Here is a 17,302-nt window from a genome sequence, read left to right on the forward strand (position 1 = left end):
CCTACCTGTCCCCCGGGTTGCCCCGGTCCTTCAGCAGACCGGGCGTGCCCTCTGCGGGGGCCTTCTTCAGCCGGGTCGAGATGGGCTTGACCTTGTCGTCCGCGGCCGGCGGGACCTCCTGGGTCTGCAGGGCGTGGGTCATGACGTCCTTGAAGACCGGCGCGGCGACCTGGCCGCCGAAGTAGCCCTTGACGGGGCGCTGGAGGATGACGGCGACGACGAGCTGGGGGTCCTGGGCGGGGGCGTAGCCGATGAAGCTCGCCGTCTTGCCCGAGTAGCCGCCGGTCTTGTCGTCGTAGCGGTCGGCGGTGCCCGTCTTGCCGGCGACGCGGTAGCCGTCGATCTTGGCCTTGGGGGCGGTGCCCTCCTCGCTGACGACGCCCTCGAGCATCCGGCTCACCGAGGTCGCGGTGCTCTGCGAGACGACGCGCTCGCGCTTCGCGGCCGGTGCCGGGGTCCATCCGCCCTCGCCGTCGGAGGTCTCGGCGACGAGGCTCGGGGCGACGCGCACACCCTTGTTGGCGATGGTCTGGAAGACGCCGGCGACCTGCACGGCCGTCGTCGACAGGCCCTGGCCGTAGGTGACGGTGTAGCGCTGGACGCCGTCCCACTTCTCCGACGGCGGCATGATCCCCTCGGACTCGCCCGGGAAGCCCGAGCCGGTCTTGCTGCCGAGCCCGAACTTGCGGAAGTACTCCTCGAGCGTCTTGGGCTTCATCGTCTCGCCGATGAGCATCATGCCGACGTTGCTCGACTCGGCGAGCGCGCCGCCGACGGTGCGGTACTCGACGGGGTGCGGGTGGCTGTCGCGCAGGGTGGCGTCGTAGCGCTGGAGGTGGTCGGGCAGGACCATCGGGCTCGACGGCGTGATCGTGCCCTCCTCGAGACCGGCGGCCACCGTCATGATCTTGGCCGTCGAGCCGGGCTCGAAGGCGTCGCTGAAGGCGAGGTTGGCGAAGACGCCCTTGCCGTCGCCGATGTCGTTCGGGTCGAAGGTCGGGTACGAGGCGAGCGCGACGAGCTCGCCCGTGTCGACCCGCTGGACGACGACGGTCCCCGAGAGCGCGTCGGTCTCCTCGACCTTCGCGGCCAGGGCGTTCTGCGCGTACCACTGCACGTCGTTGTCGATCGTCAGGCGCACGTCCTTGCCCGGCTTGGCCGAGCTGACGTCGGACCCGGCGTTGGGCAGCCGGCTGCCGTCCATCGCGACCTCGTAGGTCGCGGTGCCGGGCGTGCCCTTGAGCGTGTCGTCGAGCATGAGCTCGAGCCCGCCGCCGGCCGTCTGGTCCTGGGGCTGGACGAAGCCGACGAGGCTGGCGACGGTCGTCGACTGCGGGTAGGTGCGCTGCGAGGAGCGCTCGCTGTACACGCCGGGGATGCCCAGGGCGCTGATCTTGCGCCACGTGAGCGGCGAGAGGTTCTTGGCGAGGATGACGTAGCGACGCTCGCCGGTCATCGCCTCGACGAGGTCGTCCTCGTCCTGGCGCAGGAGCGGCGCGAGGTCCTCGGCGGCGCCGGCGACACCGGCCTCGGTGCGCGTGCCGCCGACCTCCTTCTCGTAGGCGGGGACCGCGGTCTGGTCGACGACGACGATGCGCCGCTCGGCCGAGCTGGCGAGCACCGTGCCGTGGGCGTCGGTGATCGTGCCCCGGCGCGCGGGGATCGACTCGGTCGTCGTGCGCTGGGCGAGGGCGTCGGCCGCGACCTCGGCCGAGTCGAAGCCCTGGATGCGCATGAGCTGGGCGGCGAAGAGGCTGAGGACGAAGAGGCTGGCGACCATGAGCCCGCGCATCCGCATCCGCGGGTTGCCGGCCGGGGGCACGTCTCCTCCACCGCCACCACCACGACGACGCGGGCCGCGCGGGGGCGCCGACCCGCCGCCGCGGCGCGAGCTCGTCGGACGGGTGGTCCGGGTGCCGGTGCGCGACGCGCCCGGTCCGGTCGTGCTGCGCCGGGTCGCGCCGGCGGCGCTCGTGCGGGCGCCGCGCGTGGAGGAGCCCGTGCTCGCGCCGGTCCGTGCGGCCGGGCGGCGGGCAGAGGACGGTGCTGCCGTCGCGCGGGTGCGGGCGCTCGACGAGGTCCGCGCCGAGGAGGCCTTCGAGGAGGTCTTCGACGAGGACGCCCTCGCCGAGGAGGCCTTCGACGTGGGCGCCGTGGTGGAGGAGGTCCTCGGCGAAGAGGTCCTCGACGACGGGGTGGAGGATCCTGCCCTCGTCGTCGTGGCCCTGGTGGTGGCCCTCGTGGTGGTGGGCTTCGTCGTGCCCGTCCGGGACGCCGCGGCCTTCTTCGCCGCGGCCCGCCGGGCGGCGGACGACGAGCTCGCCGTCGACCGGGTCGAGGTGCTCGAGGAGGCGGAGGTCGACCCCTTCGCCGTGCGGGTGCTCGAGGCGGGGGTGCGGCGCTGCGTCACGTCGTCTCCTGCCTGGTCGGGTGCGGTCGGTCTCGTCGGGCGTCAGTCCTGGTCGCCCGAGGCCGGCGCGCTCGTCGTGCTCGCCCGGGGCGTCGCCCGCGCCGCTGCGTCCACGCTAAATCCCTCGGGCTTCTTCGCCGCCTTCGCCACGCCGAGGACCCGCCCGCGCTCGAGGTCGACGAAGGCCGCGGTGTCGGCGGGGACCATGCCGAGCTCGCGGGCCTTCGTCGCGAGGTTCTGCGGTGCCGAGCGCGCGTCGACGGCGTGCACGAGGGCCTCCTGGGTGTCGGAGAGCTCGGCGGAGCGCGCCTCGAGGCGCCCGACCTCGAAGGAGTCCTGCGCCATCTTCGCGTTGAGGGCGAGGACGGCGGCCAGACCGGCGACGAGCAGCGCGACGACGAGCATCGGGAAGAGCGGCGAGCCGGTCGCGTCCGCGGCGGTGAGCACGCGCAGCTCGCGCTGCTGGCCCCCCTTCGCGGGGGTGCGCCGGGCGACGGTGGTCGCGGTCTGCAGCTGGCTCATCGGGAGGTCCTCTCGGGGGCGCGGACGGGTCGGGTGCGCTCGGCCGCGCGGAGGCGGACCGAGGCGGATCGGGGGTTCGCGGCGAGCTCGGCCGCGTCGGGGGTCGCCGCGCCACGGGTGAGCAGGCGCAGCTCGGGGGCGTGCTCGGGCAGCTCGACCGGCAGCCCGGGCGGGGTCGTCGAGGTCGCGCCGGCGGCGAGGGCGCGCTTGGTGATGCGGTCCTCGAGGGAGTGGAAGGACAGCACGGCGAGCCGTCCGCCGACGCAGAGCCGGCGCAGCGCCTCGGGCAGCGCGCGCTCCCAGACGGTGAGCTCGGCGTTGACCTCGATGCGCAGGGCCTGGAAGGTCCGCTTCGCCGGGTGGCCCCCGGTGCGCTGCGAGGCGGCCGGGATGCTCGCCCGGAGCACCTCGACGAGCCGGGCGGAGGTCTCGAAGGGGGCGACCTCGCGCTCGCGCACGACGGACCGGGCGATCCGGCGGGCGAAGCGCTCCTCGCCGTACTCCTGGAGCACCCGCGTGAGCTCGCGCTCGTCGTAGGTGTTGAGCACGTCGGCGGCGGTCGTCGGTGCGCCCGGGTCCATCCGCATGTCGAGCGGGGCGTCCTGGGCGTACGCGAAGCCGCGCTCGGCCTCGTCGAGCTGGAAGCTGCTCACCCCGAGGTCGAAGAACATCGACTGCGCGCACTCGATGCCGAGGTCGTCGAGGACGTCGCCGATCTCGTCGTTCGTCGCGTGGGCGTAGTCGACCCGGTCGGCGAAGGGGGCCAGCCGGGTCCGTGCGAGGTCGAGGGCGAGCGGGTCGCGGTCGATGGCGACGAGGCGCACCCCGGGGTGACGGGCGAGGACGGCCTCGGCGTGGCCGCCCATGCCGAGGGTGCCGTCGACGTGCACGGCGCCGGGGACGAGCACGGGGCCGAGCAGGTCCAGGACCGGCTCGAGCATGACGGGGACGTGCCGGTCGGCGGCGCCGGGGCCGGTCGTCGTCGTCATGCTCCTCCTCCTCTGCTCTTTCGTCGTGGTGGTGCGGGGTGGTGCGGTGCTCGTGCAACTGCTGCGTCTGCTCGGGCTGCTGGGTCCTGGTCCCCATCCGGACCGGTCCGGCGCGGGGGAAGACGCGTCGGCATCGGCTCGGCTGGAGGCCAGGGCCCAGCAGCTACATCAGGCCCGGGATCACCTCGTCGGACTGGTCGGAGAAGGCCTGCTCGGTGGCCGCGAGGTAGTCGGTCCAGGCCTGCGAGTCCCAGACCTCGAGCCGGTTGCCGGCACCGATGACGGTGCAGTCCTTGCTCAGGCCCGCGTACTGGCGCAGGGCGGCCGGGATCGTCACCCGGCCCTGCTTGTCGGGGATCTCGTCGGACGCGCCCGAGAGGAAGACGCGCATGTAGTCGCGGGCGGCCCGGCTGCTCGTCGGGGCCTTCTGCATGTCGGTGGCGATCTGCGTGAAGGTCTCGAGCGGGAAGACGTAGAGGCAGCGCTCCTGCCCACGGGTGACGACGAGGCCGGTGGCCAGACGGTCGCGGAACTTCGCGGGGAGGAAGAGGCGGCCCTTGTCGTCGAGACGAGGCGTGTGGGTACCGAGGAACACGACCCACCTCCCGCTCTGCTCGACCCTCCGGGCGCCACCGTGTCCCGATGTCCCCCACTTTACTCCACCCAGCCCCCGAAAGACAGCCAGAACCGTGACGGATCCGTGATTTCTCGCCCTCAGATCCGCCATTTCTCGGGGGTGGTGCGAAGTGGGGCAGATCCGGCGCACCGGGGCCCGGGAGCGGCCCGCCGACGGCTCGACCGGGCGGCTCTTCGGGACGGATCCCGCTGATCCCGGGGCCTGTCGCCCCCCGAGGCCTCGCGAGGGCACCCCTTCGCCATAGGGTCGGGAGCACAGTGGGGCGTGGTGGGATGACCTCGACCTCACCGAGGACCCGGTCGGCACGGCCGGGGGGAAGGAGCCCGGGTGATCCCGGTCAACGACATCCGTCCGAGCGCCCCGACGACATCGGAGCTGGAGCACCTCGTCGAGGTGGGCGAACGCCTCGCCGCGACGATGAGCGCGGTCATCGAGGGCAAGCCCGAGGTCGTGCGCACCGCGATCACCGTCATGCTCGCCGAGGGCCACCTGCTCGTCGAGGACGTGCCGGGAGTCGGCAAGACGATGCTCGCCAAGACCCTGGCCCGCTCGGTCGACGCATCGGTGCGACGGGTGCAGTTCACCCCCGACCTGCTGCCGAGCGACATCACCGGCGTGAGCGTCTTCAACCAGGACAACCGGGTCTTCGAGTTCCGGCCCGGGGCGGTCTTCGCCAACGTCGTCGTCGGTGACGAGATCAACCGCGCCTCGCCCAAGGCCCAGTCGGCCCTGCTCGAGTGCATGGAGGAGCACCAGGTCACCGTCGACGGGCAGACCCACGCGCTGCCCCACCCCTTCATGATCATGGCGACCCAGAACCCCGTCGAGATGGAGGGCACCTACCCCCTGCCCGAGGCGCAGCGCGACCGCTTCATGGCGCGGGTGTCCGTCGGCTACCCCGACCCGCGCGCCGAGGTCGAGATGCTCGACCACCACGGCGCCACCTCTCCCCTCGACGACGTCCGGCCGGTCACCGACGCCGAGGGGGTCGCCGAGCTCATCCGGGTCGTGCGCCGCGTGCACGCCTCCGAGGCCGCCCGCCGCTACGTCGTCGACGTCGCCGCCGCGACCCGCTCCCACTCCGCCATCCGGCTCGGCGCCTCGCCGCGTGCCACCCTCCACGTGCTGCGGGCGGCCCGGGCGCGCGCCGCCCTCGCCGGGCGCGACCACGTGCTGCCCGACGACGTGCAGGCCCTCGCGGTCCCCCTGCTCGCCCACCGCATCATCCTCACGAGCGAGGCGCACGTCTCGCGGCTCACCCCGGCCGGGGTCGTCGAGGACGTCATCGCCCGCACGCGGGTGCCCGGCAGGCGCTAGGTCGTGGGATCGCGGCTGAACAGGCTGACCTCGCGCGGCGCGGTCGTCCTCGGCCTGGGCATCTCGCTGGCCGCCGCCGGGGTGCTGCTCGGGGTGCCCGACCTCACCCGGGCCGGGGCGCTCCTGCTCGTCCTGCCCCTCCTCGCCCGGCTGCTCGTCTCCCGCCCCTTCGGGCTCGTCACCTCGCGCACCGTCGACCCGCCGAAGGTCACGACGGGCACCCCCGCCTCGGTCCACCTCGTGCTGCGCAACACCGGCCGCACGACCTCTCCCCTGCTCGTCGCCGAGGACCAGGTGACGTACGCCCTGGGCGACCGGCCCCGCATGCTCGTCGCCCGCCTGGCCCCCGGCGAGGAGCGCGAGGTGCAGTACCGCGTGCGCTCCCACGTGCGCGGGCGGCACCCCGTCGGCCCGCTGAGCGTGCGGGTCACCGACGCCTTCGGCATGGCCCATCGCGAGGTCGTCGTCCCCGGCACCGACAGCGTGCTCGTCCTGCCGCGCACCGTGCCCCTGCGCGGCACGCCCGTCATGCGCGCCGGGTCCGGGGGCGACGAGTCCTCCTCGCACCAGCTCGCGCTGCACGGCGAGAGCGACGTCGGCGTGCGCGAGTACCGCAGCGGTGACGAGCTGCGCCGCATCCACTGGCCGTCGACCGCGCGCACCGGCCAGATGATGGTGCGCCAGGACGAGCAGCCCGGCCGGCGCCGGGCCCTCGTCCTCCTCGACAACCGGGCGAGCTCGCACGCCGGCACCGGCGGCGGCGGCTCCCTCGAGTGGTCGGTGAGCGCGACGGCCTCCGTCGCCACCCACCTCGTGGCCCACGGCCTCGAGACCTACCTCGCGACCGCCGACGAGACGAGCGAGCCGCTGGCCCCGCTCGGCGGCGTCGACGACGCGCTCGAGGCCCTCGCCGTCGTCGCCACCTGCTCCCGACCCGGGCCGGACGGGCTCGTCGACGCCGCGACCGAGGTCGCGGCGACCGGCGGGGGCACGGTCGTCGCCGTCGTCGGGCCGCTCGAGCACGAGCAGGCCCAGCGCCTCACCCGCACCGGCCACGGCATCGCCTTCGTCGTCGACCCCGACTCCTTCGAGCAGGCCGGCGAGCGGCCGAGCACGACGGCGGCCGCGCTCACGGCCGGCGGCTGGCGAGCGGTCGACGTGCAGCCGGGGTCGCGCATCGCCGAGGTGTGGGACCACCTCGTCGCCGCCCGGGCGGGGGCCGCCTGATGCGCCAGGCGATCACCTCCGTCATCACCGCCCTCGCCGTCCTCGCGGCCGCGGCCTCGTTGCGCTACCTCTTCGTCGACTCCTCCTTCATGCGCCCCGCGGCGCTCGTCGTCCTCGTCGTCGTCGGGCTCGGCGTCGCCCTGCGCACGCGCACCCGGGCTGTCACCGTCCTGCTGCCCGTCCAGGCCCTCGGCCTGGCTCTGGCCCTCGCCTGGCTCTTCGCCCGCGACACCCTGTGGTTCGCGCTGCCGACGACGCGCACCGTCGAGCGGGCCGTCGAGCTCGTCCTGCAGTCGCAGGACACGATCACCTCCTACGCCGCTCCGGCCCCGGTCGACGCCGGCGTCACCTTCTCGCTCACGGCGATCGTCGGGCTCGTCGCCCTCACGGCCGACCTCGCCGCGGCGACCGCCGAGTCGCCGACCATCGCGGGCCTGCCGGTGCTCGCGCTCTACGCGATCAGCGCCGCGAACGCCCAGACCAGCCTGCCGTGGCACGCCTTCGCCGCCCCCGCCGCGCTGTGGCTGCTCGTCCTCGCCCACCAGGACGGAGACCAGCTGCGCCGGTGGGTCAGCCACGTCCCGGGGCACCCGGGCGAGGACGGCGAGGAGCGGGCCCGCCGGGACTTCACGACCCAGGGGGTCGGCCTCGCCGCCGCCGGCATCGCGCTCGCGATCGCCGTGCCGACGGTCGTGCCCCACCTGCCGAGCACCTACATCGGAGACGGGCTGCGCGACGGCACGGGCCAGTCGGAGGGCGGTCGCTCCCGGGTGAGCCTGTCCAGCGAGATCGACCTGCGGCGCTCGCTGCAGGACCCCGACCCCTCCCCCGTCCTGCGCTACCAGACCGACGACCCCAGCCCCCCGCCGCTGCGGGTCGGCGTGGCGACCCGCTTCGTCGACGGACGGGCCCGGATCGGCTCGGAGATCTCCGGCACGGTCCCCCTCGGTGACGACGACGCCGTGGGGGTCACCCGCTTCGACCAGGAGCGCCGCACGACGACCGTCGTGGAGTCGAAGGTCCGCGCACCGCAGCTGCCGGCCCCCTTCGTCGCCCGTGACGTCCAGGTCGGGGCGCCGTGGAGCATGGACTCCGACGGCGTCGTGCGGGTCGCCGACGACGCGCAGAGCTACACGATCAGCTACGACGAGCCGCTCGACGAGACCGAGGCGGTTCTCGCGGCGGCCGGCGACACCGGGGCGGGCCTGCAGGACCGCGAGGAGTACCTCGCCGTCGAGCCCGAGATCGCCGGTGAGCTCGCCCAGGTGCTCGACGAGGTCGTCGAGCCCGGCGACAGCCAGCTCGAGAGCGCCCAGGCGATCCAGTCCTACCTGCGCGGCAACGACTTCACGTACAGCCTCGAGCTCGACGAGCGCCTCCCGGGCGAGCACCCCATCAGCCAGTTCCTGCGCACGAAGCGCGGCTACTGCCAGCAGTTCGCCGCGACGATGGTCCACCTCGCCCGCGCCGAGGGCATCCCCGCGCGCTTCGTCGTCGGCTTCCTGCCCGGCACCGGCAGCACCCAGGAGCGCGTCGTGCGGGCGTCGGACGCCCACGCGTGGCCCGAGCTGTGGATCGACGGCGTCGGCTGGTTGCGCTTCGAGCCCACCCCCGGCGGCCGTGCCGCGAGCCTGCCGGGCTACTCGCTGCCGCAGCAGGACACGACGTCGTCGACCTCGACGACGAGCTCGAGCACGACGAGCTCGGCGACGAGCACCTCGCAGGACGTGGCGCCCGTCGAGGAGGCCGACACGGGCGCCGAGGTCCAGTGGCAGCGCCCGCTGCTCCTCACCCTGCTCGTCGTCGCCCTGCTCGCCGTGCTCCCCCTCACCGCCCTGCTGCTGCGCGAGCGCGCCCGCCGGCGGCGCGGGTCGCCCCAGGAGCAGGTCGAGCGCGAGTGGGAGCGGCTCGTCGAGGGTCTGGGCGATCTCGGCATCGACGCGCCGCCCGGTGCCACGCCGCGGGTCTCCGGCGACCACCTCGTGCAGCGCAGCGGGGTCGGCGGCCGCGGCACCGAGCAGATGCATCGCGTCGTCACCACCCTCGAGGGGGCGCGCTACGCCCCTCCCGGACGCCCCGAGCCCGACGAGGTCGAGCAGGTCGGGCGTGACGTCGACGACCTCCTCGCGCGGGTGCGACGCTCGCGCGACACCGGGCGACGGGTCCGGGCCGCGCTCGCCCCGCCGTCGGCGATCCGGTGGTGGGGCTCCCTGCCGGGCCGGGTCGTCGACGTCGTGACGCGCCGCCGCTGAGCAACGGCCCGCGCCCGGGCCACCGGACGCACGAAGGGGGACCCACCGGATGTCCGGTGGGTCCCCCTTCGCGTCGGGCGGGTTGCTCAGTCGAGGTAGTCGCGCAGGACCTGCGAGCGCGACGGGTGACGCAGCTTGCTCATCGTCTTGGACTCGATCTGGCGGATCCGCTCGCGGGTCACGCCGTAGACCTTGCCGATCTCGTCGAGCGTCTTGGGCTGGCCGTCGGTGAGGCCGAAGCGCATCGACACGACGCCCGCCTCGCGCTCGGAGAGCGTGTCGAGGACGCTGTGCAGCTGCTCCTGCAAGAGGGTGAAGGAGACCGCGTCGGAGGGCACGACCGCCTCGGAGTCCTCGATGAGGTCACCGAACTCGGAGTCGCCGTCCTCGCCGAGCGGGGTGTGCAGCGAGATCGGCTCGCGGCCGTACTTCTGCACCTCGACGACCTTCTCGGGGGTCATGTCGAGCTCCTTGGCCAGCTCCTCCGGCGTGGGCTCGCGGCCCAGGTCCTGGAGCATCTGGCGCTGGACGCGCGCGAGCTTGTTGATGACCTCGACCATGTGCACCGGGATGCGGATGGTGCGGGCCTGGTCGGCCATCGCGCGGGTGATCGCCTGGCGGATCCACCACGTCGCGTACGTGGAGAACTTGTAGCCCTTCGTGTAGTCGAACTTCTCGACCGCACGGATGAGGCCCAGGTTGCCCTCCTGGATGAGGTCGAGGAAGAGCATGCCGCGACCGGTGTAGCGCTTGGCGAGCGAGACGACGAGACGCAGGTTGGCCTCGAGGAGGTGGTTCTTGGCGTTCTTGCCGTCCTGCGAGATCCACCACAGCTCGTTCTTGAACTTCGTGTCGATCTTCTCGCCCGAGGCGAGCTTCTCCTCGGCGAAGAGGCCGGCCTCGATCCGCTTGGCGAGCTCGACCTCCTGCTCGGCGTTGAGGAGGGCGACCTTGCCGATCTGCTTGAGGTAGTCCTTGACCGGGTCGGCCGTGGCGCCGGCGGTGACGACCTGCTGGGCCGGGGCGTCGTCCTCGTCCTGGTTCGACAGCACGAAGCCGGCGGCCTCGCTCGTGGGAGCGGTCGTCGCGGGGGCCGGGGTGCCGACCGCGGCCTCGGTGGTCTCCTCGCCCTCCTCGCCGGCCTCCTCGGCGGCGTCGGCGATGTCGGCGGGATCGGGCTCGACGTCCTCACCGGGACCGGTGGCACCGGCGGTGGCGGCAGCCTTCTTGGCCGCCGTCTTCTTCGCGGTGCTCTTCTTCGCGGCGGTCTTCTTCGCCGGAGCGGCGGCGCCCGCGGCGGCGGCCTTGGTCGTGCCGGCCTTCTTCGCCGCCACCTTCGTCGTCACGGCGCCGTCGGCCGTAGCCTTCTTCGTCGTCGACTTCGTCGCCGCCTTCTTGGCGGGGGACGCTGCCTTCTTGGTGGCGGTCTTCTTGGTGGTGGTCGGTGGCACGTGGACCTCGATTCCCTGTTCCTTCAGCGTCTGAAGCACAACGCGCATCCGAGGGGCGGTAATCCCGGCCTCGCTCACCGCGGCGGCGACGTCCTCTGCCGTGACGTGGCCGGTGGAGCTGCCCTTGCTGAGCAAGGTCTGCACGGCAGGGTGGGCGAAGTCGCGGGGCAGGGAGTCTGACGTGGTCGAGCGGGGCGACAAGGGTCTACCGGCACCTTCCGTGGCGTGTGAGCGGGCTGAGCCCGCGCCACCGAGGATGCATCCGGAGCAGGGTGACTGCCTCCGGAGCAGGTGGCGCCTGGGCGCTCGGCCGCGGGCTTGATCACCATTATAAGTCGAGAGCACGCGAAGGGCCCACGCGACCGTGCGCGTGGGCCCTTCGGCGGGGCTGCAGAGCCTCTCGGGTCAGGCGTCGGCCTTCACCGCGAGGACGGGGCACGGGGCGTCGAGGAGCACCCGCTGGGCGTTGGAGCCGAGGATGAGCTTGCCGACGGGGGTGCGGCGGCGCAGCCCGATGACGATGAGCTCGGCATCGGTCTCCTCCGCGACGGCGATGAGGTCCTCGGCCGGCTCCTTGCCGCGCACGAGACCACGCACGTCGACGTCGACGCCGCTGCCGGCGAGGTCGTCGCGCACCCCCTGGAGGGTGGCCTCCTGGGAGGCGGCGTTGTCACCGGTGAAGCCCGAGCCGCCGCGGTCGGAGTGCACGACGACGAGGCGTCGCCCGCGCAGCTTCGCCTCCTCGACCGCACGGTCGAGGGCGGCGCGTCCCTCTTTGGTCGAGACGTAACCAACGACGATCGTCATCTGCGACTCCTTGTCCATGGCTGGTAGTTGCCGCAGACGCTACACCGCGAGCGCGGTGCCGCACGGGCAAGAGGACGGGGCGCGCCGGACGCGTCAGCGGTGCCGGTCGAGGCCGTCGTCGGCGGCTCGGCGTCAACCGTCGAGGGCCTCGCGCACGATCGTCGCGACCTGCTCGATCTCGGTGAGGAAGCCGTCGTGCCCCGACCGGCTCGTGACGAGCCGCTGGACCGTGCCCGGGCGCAGCGCGGCGACCTCGTCGGTGAGCCGTGGGGGGTAGAGCCGGTCGCTGTCGACGGCCGCCACCGTGAGCCGCCCGGGGTAGGCCCGCAGCGCCGACTCGAGACCGCCCCGGTCACGCCCGACGTCGTGGGAGTTCATCGCCTCGGTGAGCACGACGTAGGAGTTGGCGTCGAAGCGACCGGCGAGCTTGGTGCCGTGGTGCTCGAGATAGCTCTCGACGGCGAAGGGGGCGTCGGCCCCCTCGGCCTGCCCGCGCCGCCCGAAGCGGTCGTGCAGCTCGATCTCGCTGCGGTAGGTGACGTGGGCGACCTGGCGCGCGATGCTCAGACCGGCGTCGGGGCCCTCGGGCTGCCCGTAGTAGTCGCCCCCGGCGAAGTGGGGGTCGTTGCGGATCGCCATGACCTGGGCCTGCGACCACCCGATCTGCTCCGCCGTCGCGTACGGGGTGCTCGCGAGCACGACGGCCCGCTCGACCCGCTCGGGCTCCGAGAGCGCCCACTCCAGGGCGCGCATGCCGCCCATCGAGCCGCCGACGACCGCGGCCCACCGGGTGACGCCGAGGGCGTCGGCGAGCAGGACCTCCGCGGCCACCTGGTCGCGGATCGTCACCGCTGGGAAGCGCGAGCCCCACGGGGCGCCGTCCGGGGCCGGCGAGCTCGGGCCGGTGCTGCCCTGGCACCCGCCGAGCACGTTGGGCGCGACGACGAAGTAGCGGTCGGTGTCGACCGGCGCGCCGGGACCGACCATGCCCTCCCACCACCCGGGCGTCGGGTGACCGGGGCCGCTCGGCCCGACGACGTGGCTGTCGCCGGTGAGGGCGTGCTCGACGAGGACGGCGTTGGAGCCGTCCGGGGCGAGCTCGCCCCACGTCTCGTAGGCGACGCGGACCGCCGGCAGCCTCGTGCCGCGCTCGAGGTCGAGGGGGCCGACGTCGGCGAAGAGCCGGCCGCCGGGGTCGTCGCCCTCGCGCCAGGCGGCGCTCGGGCGCGCCGGGTCCGCCGCGCGGGCGGGCGCCGAGGTGGGGGTGGGGGTGCCCGGTCGATCTGCACCGGGTCGGACGAATGACGTCACGCTCATGACGGATGCGCTCCTGCAGCCTCGCTCTTGCACGCACCGGGTCGGTGCGGCCAGGTCATCACCCGGGGCACCCCATCGCGAGGAGGGTTGCCGCCCAGCAAGCCGGCGCTTGACGCTGGGTCTCATGACCTGCCCGAAGTGTAACGAGGCGCCGTGGGCCCGGCCACGGGCGTCTCACCCTCAGGCGGCGGGCAGCCGGATGCCGTGGGTGACGAGCTGGTCGAGCAGCACGGCGAGCCGGTAGCGGGGGTCGGCCCGCAGAGCCGCCTCGAGCGCGACGCCGGCCAGGGCACCGCTGCCGGACCACCAGGCCACCTGCCCGACGACGGTGAGCAGCGGCGCGCTGCGCGGCTCGGGCACCCGGTGCACGACGCCGCACAGCCGGTCGAGCAGGGCCTCGACGTCGAGCGCCGCCGGGTCGTCGACCTCTCCCCCGCGGCTGCCCGTCGCCTCATGGGTCCACGAGCAGCAGCGCGCCGCCGCGGCGGCGGTGCGCAGGTCCTCGGGGTCGATGCCGGGCACCGCGTCCGGCCCGGGGGTGAGGACGGCGAGGAGGGCGTCGCGCCAGGCCCGGTCGCGCAACGACACGACGAGGTCGGCGACGACGTCGTCGTCGAGGTCGTCGACCGGCTCCCGGGCGCGCAGGACGGCCGTCCAGGCGGCCGTCGCCGCAGCCCGGCCCCGGGGCCCCGTCGGCCGGTGCGCGAGGAGCGTCTCGACGAGCGCGCTGCCCGGGTGGGTGCCAGGTGCGACCTGCTCCGCGAGGTCCGACCGCGTCCGCAGGGGCGCTCGTCCGTGGGCGACCAGCCCGGCGACACCGGGCACCCTGCTCGCCTCGGGGAGCACGACGCCGTCCTCCTCCCACCCCTCGACGTCGCGGTCCGGCGAGTGCCACCGCCCGTCGCGCACGACGACGACCGGGCTGCACCCGATGACGCCTCGGTCGACGAGACCCGCGAGGACTGCGCGCATCCGGGCGGACGCACCGGGACGGGTCTCGTAGGCGATGGCGACGACGGCCCGGGCGCGGGTCTGCACGACCTGCCCGACCATCTGGCGCACGGCGCGCTCGGCGTGCTCGTCGGGGACGATGTCGCAGCGCTGGATCAGCCCGACGCGTCGCCCGTCGAGGGCGAGCAGGACGAGAGAGTCCTCGGGGTGGAAGCCGAGGAGATAGGGCGCCATGACGGCGATGTCGACAGGGGTGCGGGCTCGGACGGTCTCCATGACCGCACGCTGCCCGGTGGCACGGGCTGCCGTCAGGCCGTCGGGGCGCCCTGTGGACGACGGCTGCGCGGCGGGCGCGCCTGTGGACGACGCACGGGGCCGTCAGTCGCGGACGACCTCGGAGGGCACGGTCGTCGACGTCGCGTAGGCGGATGCAGGGCCCGCCGTCGGGCCCGACGCGTGGGCGTACGCACCGGGGGCGGGCGAGCCTGCCCGCTCCCAGGCGATGAAGTCCTCGGTCTCGCGCACGAGCGAGACGGCGAGCCAGGACAGGATGACCGCGTCGTCGACGAGGCCGACGACGAGGAGCAGGCCCTCCGGCACGACGTCGATCGGGGAGACGACGTAGCCGAGACCGAGGAGCATGAGGGTGAGCTGCCCGCTGCTCATCCCCTGGTAGCGCCCGCTGCGCACGGCGCGGACGAGGCGCGGCAGCGCGAGCACCCGCTGGATCAGGCTGGGCGTGCCGGGACGGGTGGCGCTGCGCACGGCGCCGGCGAGGTTCGCGGCGGCGTGCATGCGGTGTCGTCGGGCCATCGGGCTCCCCTTCTCGAGGTCGGGCCGGTCTGGGGCCGGCCGCGAGGAGTAGAACGAGCGGGCGACCCGGAGGATTCCCCCGGGTCGCCCGATGGTCACGAGGCGGGCGGGAACTCCGTGCGCACGTGGTCGGCGAGCTGCTTGAGCAGCCAGGTGTCCATGCCCGCGCCCACGGCGCCGCCGACGACCGGCACCGACTTGCCGAAGCGGGAGAAGGACTTGCGCCCCGCCGTCGACAGGATCCGGAAGCCGACGGCCTTGTTGACGACCATGAGGGCCGGCCCCGGGAGGCGCTGCGCGGCGAGGTTCGCCAGGCGCCCGGACGGGGCGGCCATCCCGGCCTTCGCGAGCAGGTCGTTGGCGTCAGCCCCGACGAGCGCGAGGAGGACCGCGCTGCGGATGCGCTGGTCGCTGATGTCGTGGCCGCGCAGGCGGGCGGTCGCGGCGGTCATCCGGGTCGCGAGGAGGTAGAAGCCCAGGACGTTCGCCGGGAGCGCCACGGGCAGCGTGATGAAGCCGCCGAGGTTGGTGACGAAGCCGCTCGCCGCGACGAGCTTGAGGTGGTCGCGCATGACCTCGTCGACGGCCTTCTCGGCGTTGCCGCCGTGCTTGGCGAGCGCGGCGTCGGCGACCTGGGCGGCCGAGTCGAAGGGGCCGCGCCCGTCGATGCCGGTGTCGAGGAGGCTCTCGACGACCCGGGAGACGGACGTGGTGAGCGCGCCCTGGTCCGTCGGGTCCTGCGCCTGCTCGAGAGCGGTGCGCGTCTGCTGCACCTGCTCCTTCTCGTCCTTGCCGAAGCCGAGCGCGTCGGAGATGCGTCCCACGGGTCCTCCTGGTCTGTCTGCGCCGGGCCCTGTCGCCCGCCGCGTGGTCATCCTGCCCCATCGTGCGCACGCCGAGGCCCCGCAGCCGCCTACCGTGACCCGGTGAGCACGAGACCCCTCCCCGGCACCGAGCGCGCCCTGGTCCTCGCGCCTGGCGTGGCGCTCGCCGTCGGCGCGGACGACCACGTCGTGCTGGGCCCGGACGTCGCCGACGGGCTCGCGGCGCTGGGGCCCACCCGGTGGGTCACCTGGTCGGCCCGAGACCTCGTCCCTCTGCTGGCGACCGGGGCCGCGCTCCCCCGGACGTGGGACGTCGCCGAGACCCACCGCCTCCTGCACGGCGGATGGCGCGCGGACCCCGCGACGGCGTGGGCGCACGCCCGGGGCCTCGACCCCGGCGCCCTGCCGGCGCCGGTCGGCGACGACCTCTTCGCCGCGCTGTCCGAGGACGGGGACCCGGACGACCTCGTGCGACCCGACGGGTACCTGCGCGCCGACGCCGGAGCGGTGTGGGCGAGCGAGTCCCTGGCCCGCGGTCTGGCCTGGGGGCGCGCGGCCCTGGAGGTCGCCCGATGGCAGCAGGAGCGTCTCGAGCGGCTCGGCCCGCGGGCGGTCGTCACCGCTCATGCGGAGTCGGCGGCTGCCGTCCTCGCGGTCGAGCTCGAGCGCGACGGGCTGCCCGTCGACCGGGCGACCCTCGAGGAGCTCGTGATGCGGGCTGCCGGGCCGCGCCCGGTCACCGAGGCCGACGAGGCTCGCGCCCGCGCCGAGCGCGACGCGCCGGTCCTCGCCAGCGTGCCGGGCATCGGCCGGGTCGACCTGCGCAACCCCGCCGCCGTCCGCAGCCTGCTGGCGACGGCCGGCGTCGACGTCCCGAGCACCCGCAAGTCCGTGCTCGCCGAGCACGTGCATCGCCACCCCGTCGTGCCCGCCCTGCTCGAGTGGCGTCGGCGCGAGCGGATCGCGACGACGTACGGGTGGCGCTGGCTGGCCGAGCACGTCGGCGCGGACGACCGGCTGCGCGGGGCGTGGACGGCGTGCGACGGGGCGGCCGGGCGGATGACGGCCCAGGCCGGGCTCCACAACCTGCCCGCGGAGCTGCGGCCCGGCGTCGCGGCCGCTGCGGGGCATGTCCTCGTGCGGGCCGACCTCGGCCAGGTCGAGCCTCGTGTCCTCGCCGTCGTCTCCGGCGACAAGGCCTTCGCCGCCGCGAGCACGGCCGCCGACCTCTACGAGCCGGTCGCCCAGCGTCTCGGGGTGGAGCGCCCGGTCGCGAAGATCGCCGTGCTCGCCGCGATGTACGGCCAGCGCAGCGGGGCCGCCGGAGAGGCGCTGCGCGGTCTCGAGCGCGCCTACCCGGTCGCCATGGGGCATCTCGACCGCGCGCAGCGCGAGGGCGAAGGGGGACGACCCGTGCGCACCTTCGGCGGGCGGCTCGTGCGCACCGCCTTCGGCGCCGTCGGGCCCGGTGAGGACCCGGGGCCGCTCATCCGCTCACGGGGACGTTTCGCCCGCAACGCCGTCATCCAGGGCTCGGCCGCCGAGCTCTTCAAGGCGTGGGCGGTGACGGTGCGCGAGGCCGTGCGGCCGCTCGGCGGTCAGGTCGTCCTGTGCCTGCACGACGAGCTGCTCGTGCACGTGCCGCAGGAGCACGGCGAGGAGGTCGCCCGGCTCGTCGACGAGTCGTTGCGGCTCAGCGCCCGCCGGTGGTGCGGTCATGACCGCGTGCGCTTCGTCTCCGACACCTCCGTCGTACGCCGCTGGTCCGAGGCCAAGTAGGCCCCG

14 protein-coding genes and 1 riboswitch are annotated in these 17,302 nt (G+C 74.4%); of the genes, 4 read left to right on the plus strand and 10 right to left on the minus strand.

From position 1 onward, the window contains the following. Position 1: 1 nt before the first annotated feature. The 4 genes from EEW87_RS05540 to mraZ form a co-directional block, all read right to left on the minus strand. Positions 2-2,410 carry a peptidoglycan D,D-transpeptidase FtsI family protein gene (locus EEW87_RS05540; protein WP_240341657.1) on the minus strand — a complete coding sequence of 803 codons (2,409 nt, stop codon included), beginning with the start codon at positions 2,408-2,410 and terminating at the stop codon, positions 2-4. A gap of 42 nt (positions 2,411-2,452) precedes the next feature. Next, positions 2,453-2,932 carry a cell division protein FtsL gene (gene ftsL / locus EEW87_RS05545; protein WP_123093408.1) on the minus strand — a complete coding sequence of 160 codons (480 nt, stop codon included), beginning with the start codon at positions 2,930-2,932 and terminating at the stop codon, positions 2,453-2,455. Continuing rightward, positions 2,929-3,921 carry a 16S rRNA (cytosine(1402)-N(4))-methyltransferase RsmH gene (gene rsmH / locus EEW87_RS05550; protein WP_123093409.1) on the minus strand — a complete coding sequence of 331 codons (993 nt, stop codon included), beginning with the start codon at positions 3,919-3,921 and terminating at the stop codon, positions 2,929-2,931. The genes ftsL and rsmH overlap by 4 nt, the downstream gene beginning before the upstream one ends. Positions 3,922-4,084: 163 nt before the next feature. After that, positions 4,085-4,516, minus strand: coding sequence for a division/cell wall cluster transcriptional repressor MraZ (gene mraZ / locus EEW87_RS05555; RefSeq protein WP_068275024.1), 432 nt, complete (start codon positions 4,514-4,516; stop codon positions 4,085-4,087). Positions 4,517-4,885: 369 nt separating this feature from the next. On the opposite strand from mraZ, the gene EEW87_RS05560 reads away from it, so the two are divergent. From EEW87_RS05560 to EEW87_RS05570, 3 genes are read left to right on the plus strand one after another with little or no spacing between them, the layout of a single operon-like run. Continuing rightward, the gene (locus EEW87_RS05560) at positions 4,886-5,875 is read left to right on the plus strand and encodes an AAA family ATPase (protein ID WP_229299113.1); all 990 of its coding nucleotides are present in this window, start codon (positions 4,886-4,888) and stop codon (positions 5,873-5,875) included. 3 nt (positions 5,876-5,878) lie between these two features. Continuing rightward, a complete protein-coding gene (locus EEW87_RS05565) occupies positions 5,879-7,102 on the plus strand; it encodes a DUF58 domain-containing protein (RefSeq protein ID WP_123093798.1) in 1,224 nt (407 codons plus the stop codon). Beyond that, positions 7,102-9,354, plus strand: a complete 2,253-nt coding sequence (locus tag EEW87_RS05570) for a transglutaminase TgpA family protein (RefSeq protein WP_123093799.1) — start codon at positions 7,102-7,104, stop codon at positions 9,352-9,354. The genes EEW87_RS05565 and EEW87_RS05570 overlap by 1 nt, the downstream gene beginning before the upstream one ends. A gap of 86 nt (positions 9,355-9,440) precedes the next feature. Here EEW87_RS05570 and EEW87_RS05575 read toward each other — a convergent pair whose 3' ends face one another. The 6 genes from EEW87_RS05575 to EEW87_RS05600 all read right to left on the minus strand — a co-directional run bounded on the left by EEW87_RS05575 (position 9,441) and on the right by EEW87_RS05600 (position 15,517). Continuing rightward, positions 9,441-11,006 (minus strand): RNA polymerase sigma factor, encoded by a 1,566-nt coding sequence (locus EEW87_RS05575; RefSeq protein WP_123093800.1) that lies wholly within the window; start codon positions 11,004-11,006, stop codon positions 9,441-9,443. A 204-nt stretch (positions 11,007-11,210) separates the two neighbouring features. Beyond that, positions 11,211-11,612 carry a universal stress protein gene (locus tag EEW87_RS05580; protein ID WP_123093801.1) on the minus strand — a complete coding sequence of 134 codons (402 nt, stop codon included), beginning with the start codon at positions 11,610-11,612 and terminating at the stop codon, positions 11,211-11,213. 132 nt (positions 11,613-11,744) lie between these two features. Next, positions 11,745-12,929 carry a homoserine O-acetyltransferase MetX gene (metX, locus tag EEW87_RS05585; protein WP_123093802.1) on the minus strand — a complete coding sequence of 395 codons (1,185 nt, stop codon included), beginning with the start codon at positions 12,927-12,929 and terminating at the stop codon, positions 11,745-11,747. An 18-nt stretch (positions 12,930-12,947) separates the two neighbouring features. Then, positions 12,948-13,059: riboswitch (SAM riboswitch) on the minus strand. Between the two features lie 50 nt (positions 13,060-13,109). After that, positions 13,110-14,156, minus strand: coding sequence for a DUF4192 domain-containing protein (locus EEW87_RS05590; protein WP_123093803.1), 1,047 nt, complete (start codon positions 14,154-14,156; stop codon positions 13,110-13,112). A gap of 102 nt (positions 14,157-14,258) precedes the next feature. Further along, entirely contained in the window at positions 14,259-14,693 is a 435-nt protein-coding gene (locus EEW87_RS05595) for a YkvA family protein (RefSeq protein WP_123093804.1), read from the minus strand. A gap of 95 nt (positions 14,694-14,788) precedes the next feature. Then, entirely contained in the window at positions 14,789-15,517 is a 729-nt protein-coding gene (locus tag EEW87_RS05600) for an EcsC family protein (protein ID WP_229299117.1), read from the minus strand. 102 nt (positions 15,518-15,619) lie between these two features. On the opposite strand from EEW87_RS05600, the gene EEW87_RS05605 reads away from it, so the two are divergent. Further along, positions 15,620-17,296, plus strand: coding sequence for a DNA polymerase (locus tag EEW87_RS05605; protein WP_240341658.1), 1,677 nt, complete (start codon positions 15,620-15,622; stop codon positions 17,294-17,296). The last annotated feature ends 6 nt before the right edge of the window (positions 17,297-17,302 follow it).

The sequence above is a fragment of the Janibacter melonis genome (genome assembly GCF_003721155.3).
Taxonomy (GTDB): Bacteria; Actinomycetota; Actinomycetes; order Actinomycetales; family Dermatophilaceae; genus Marihabitans; species Marihabitans melonis.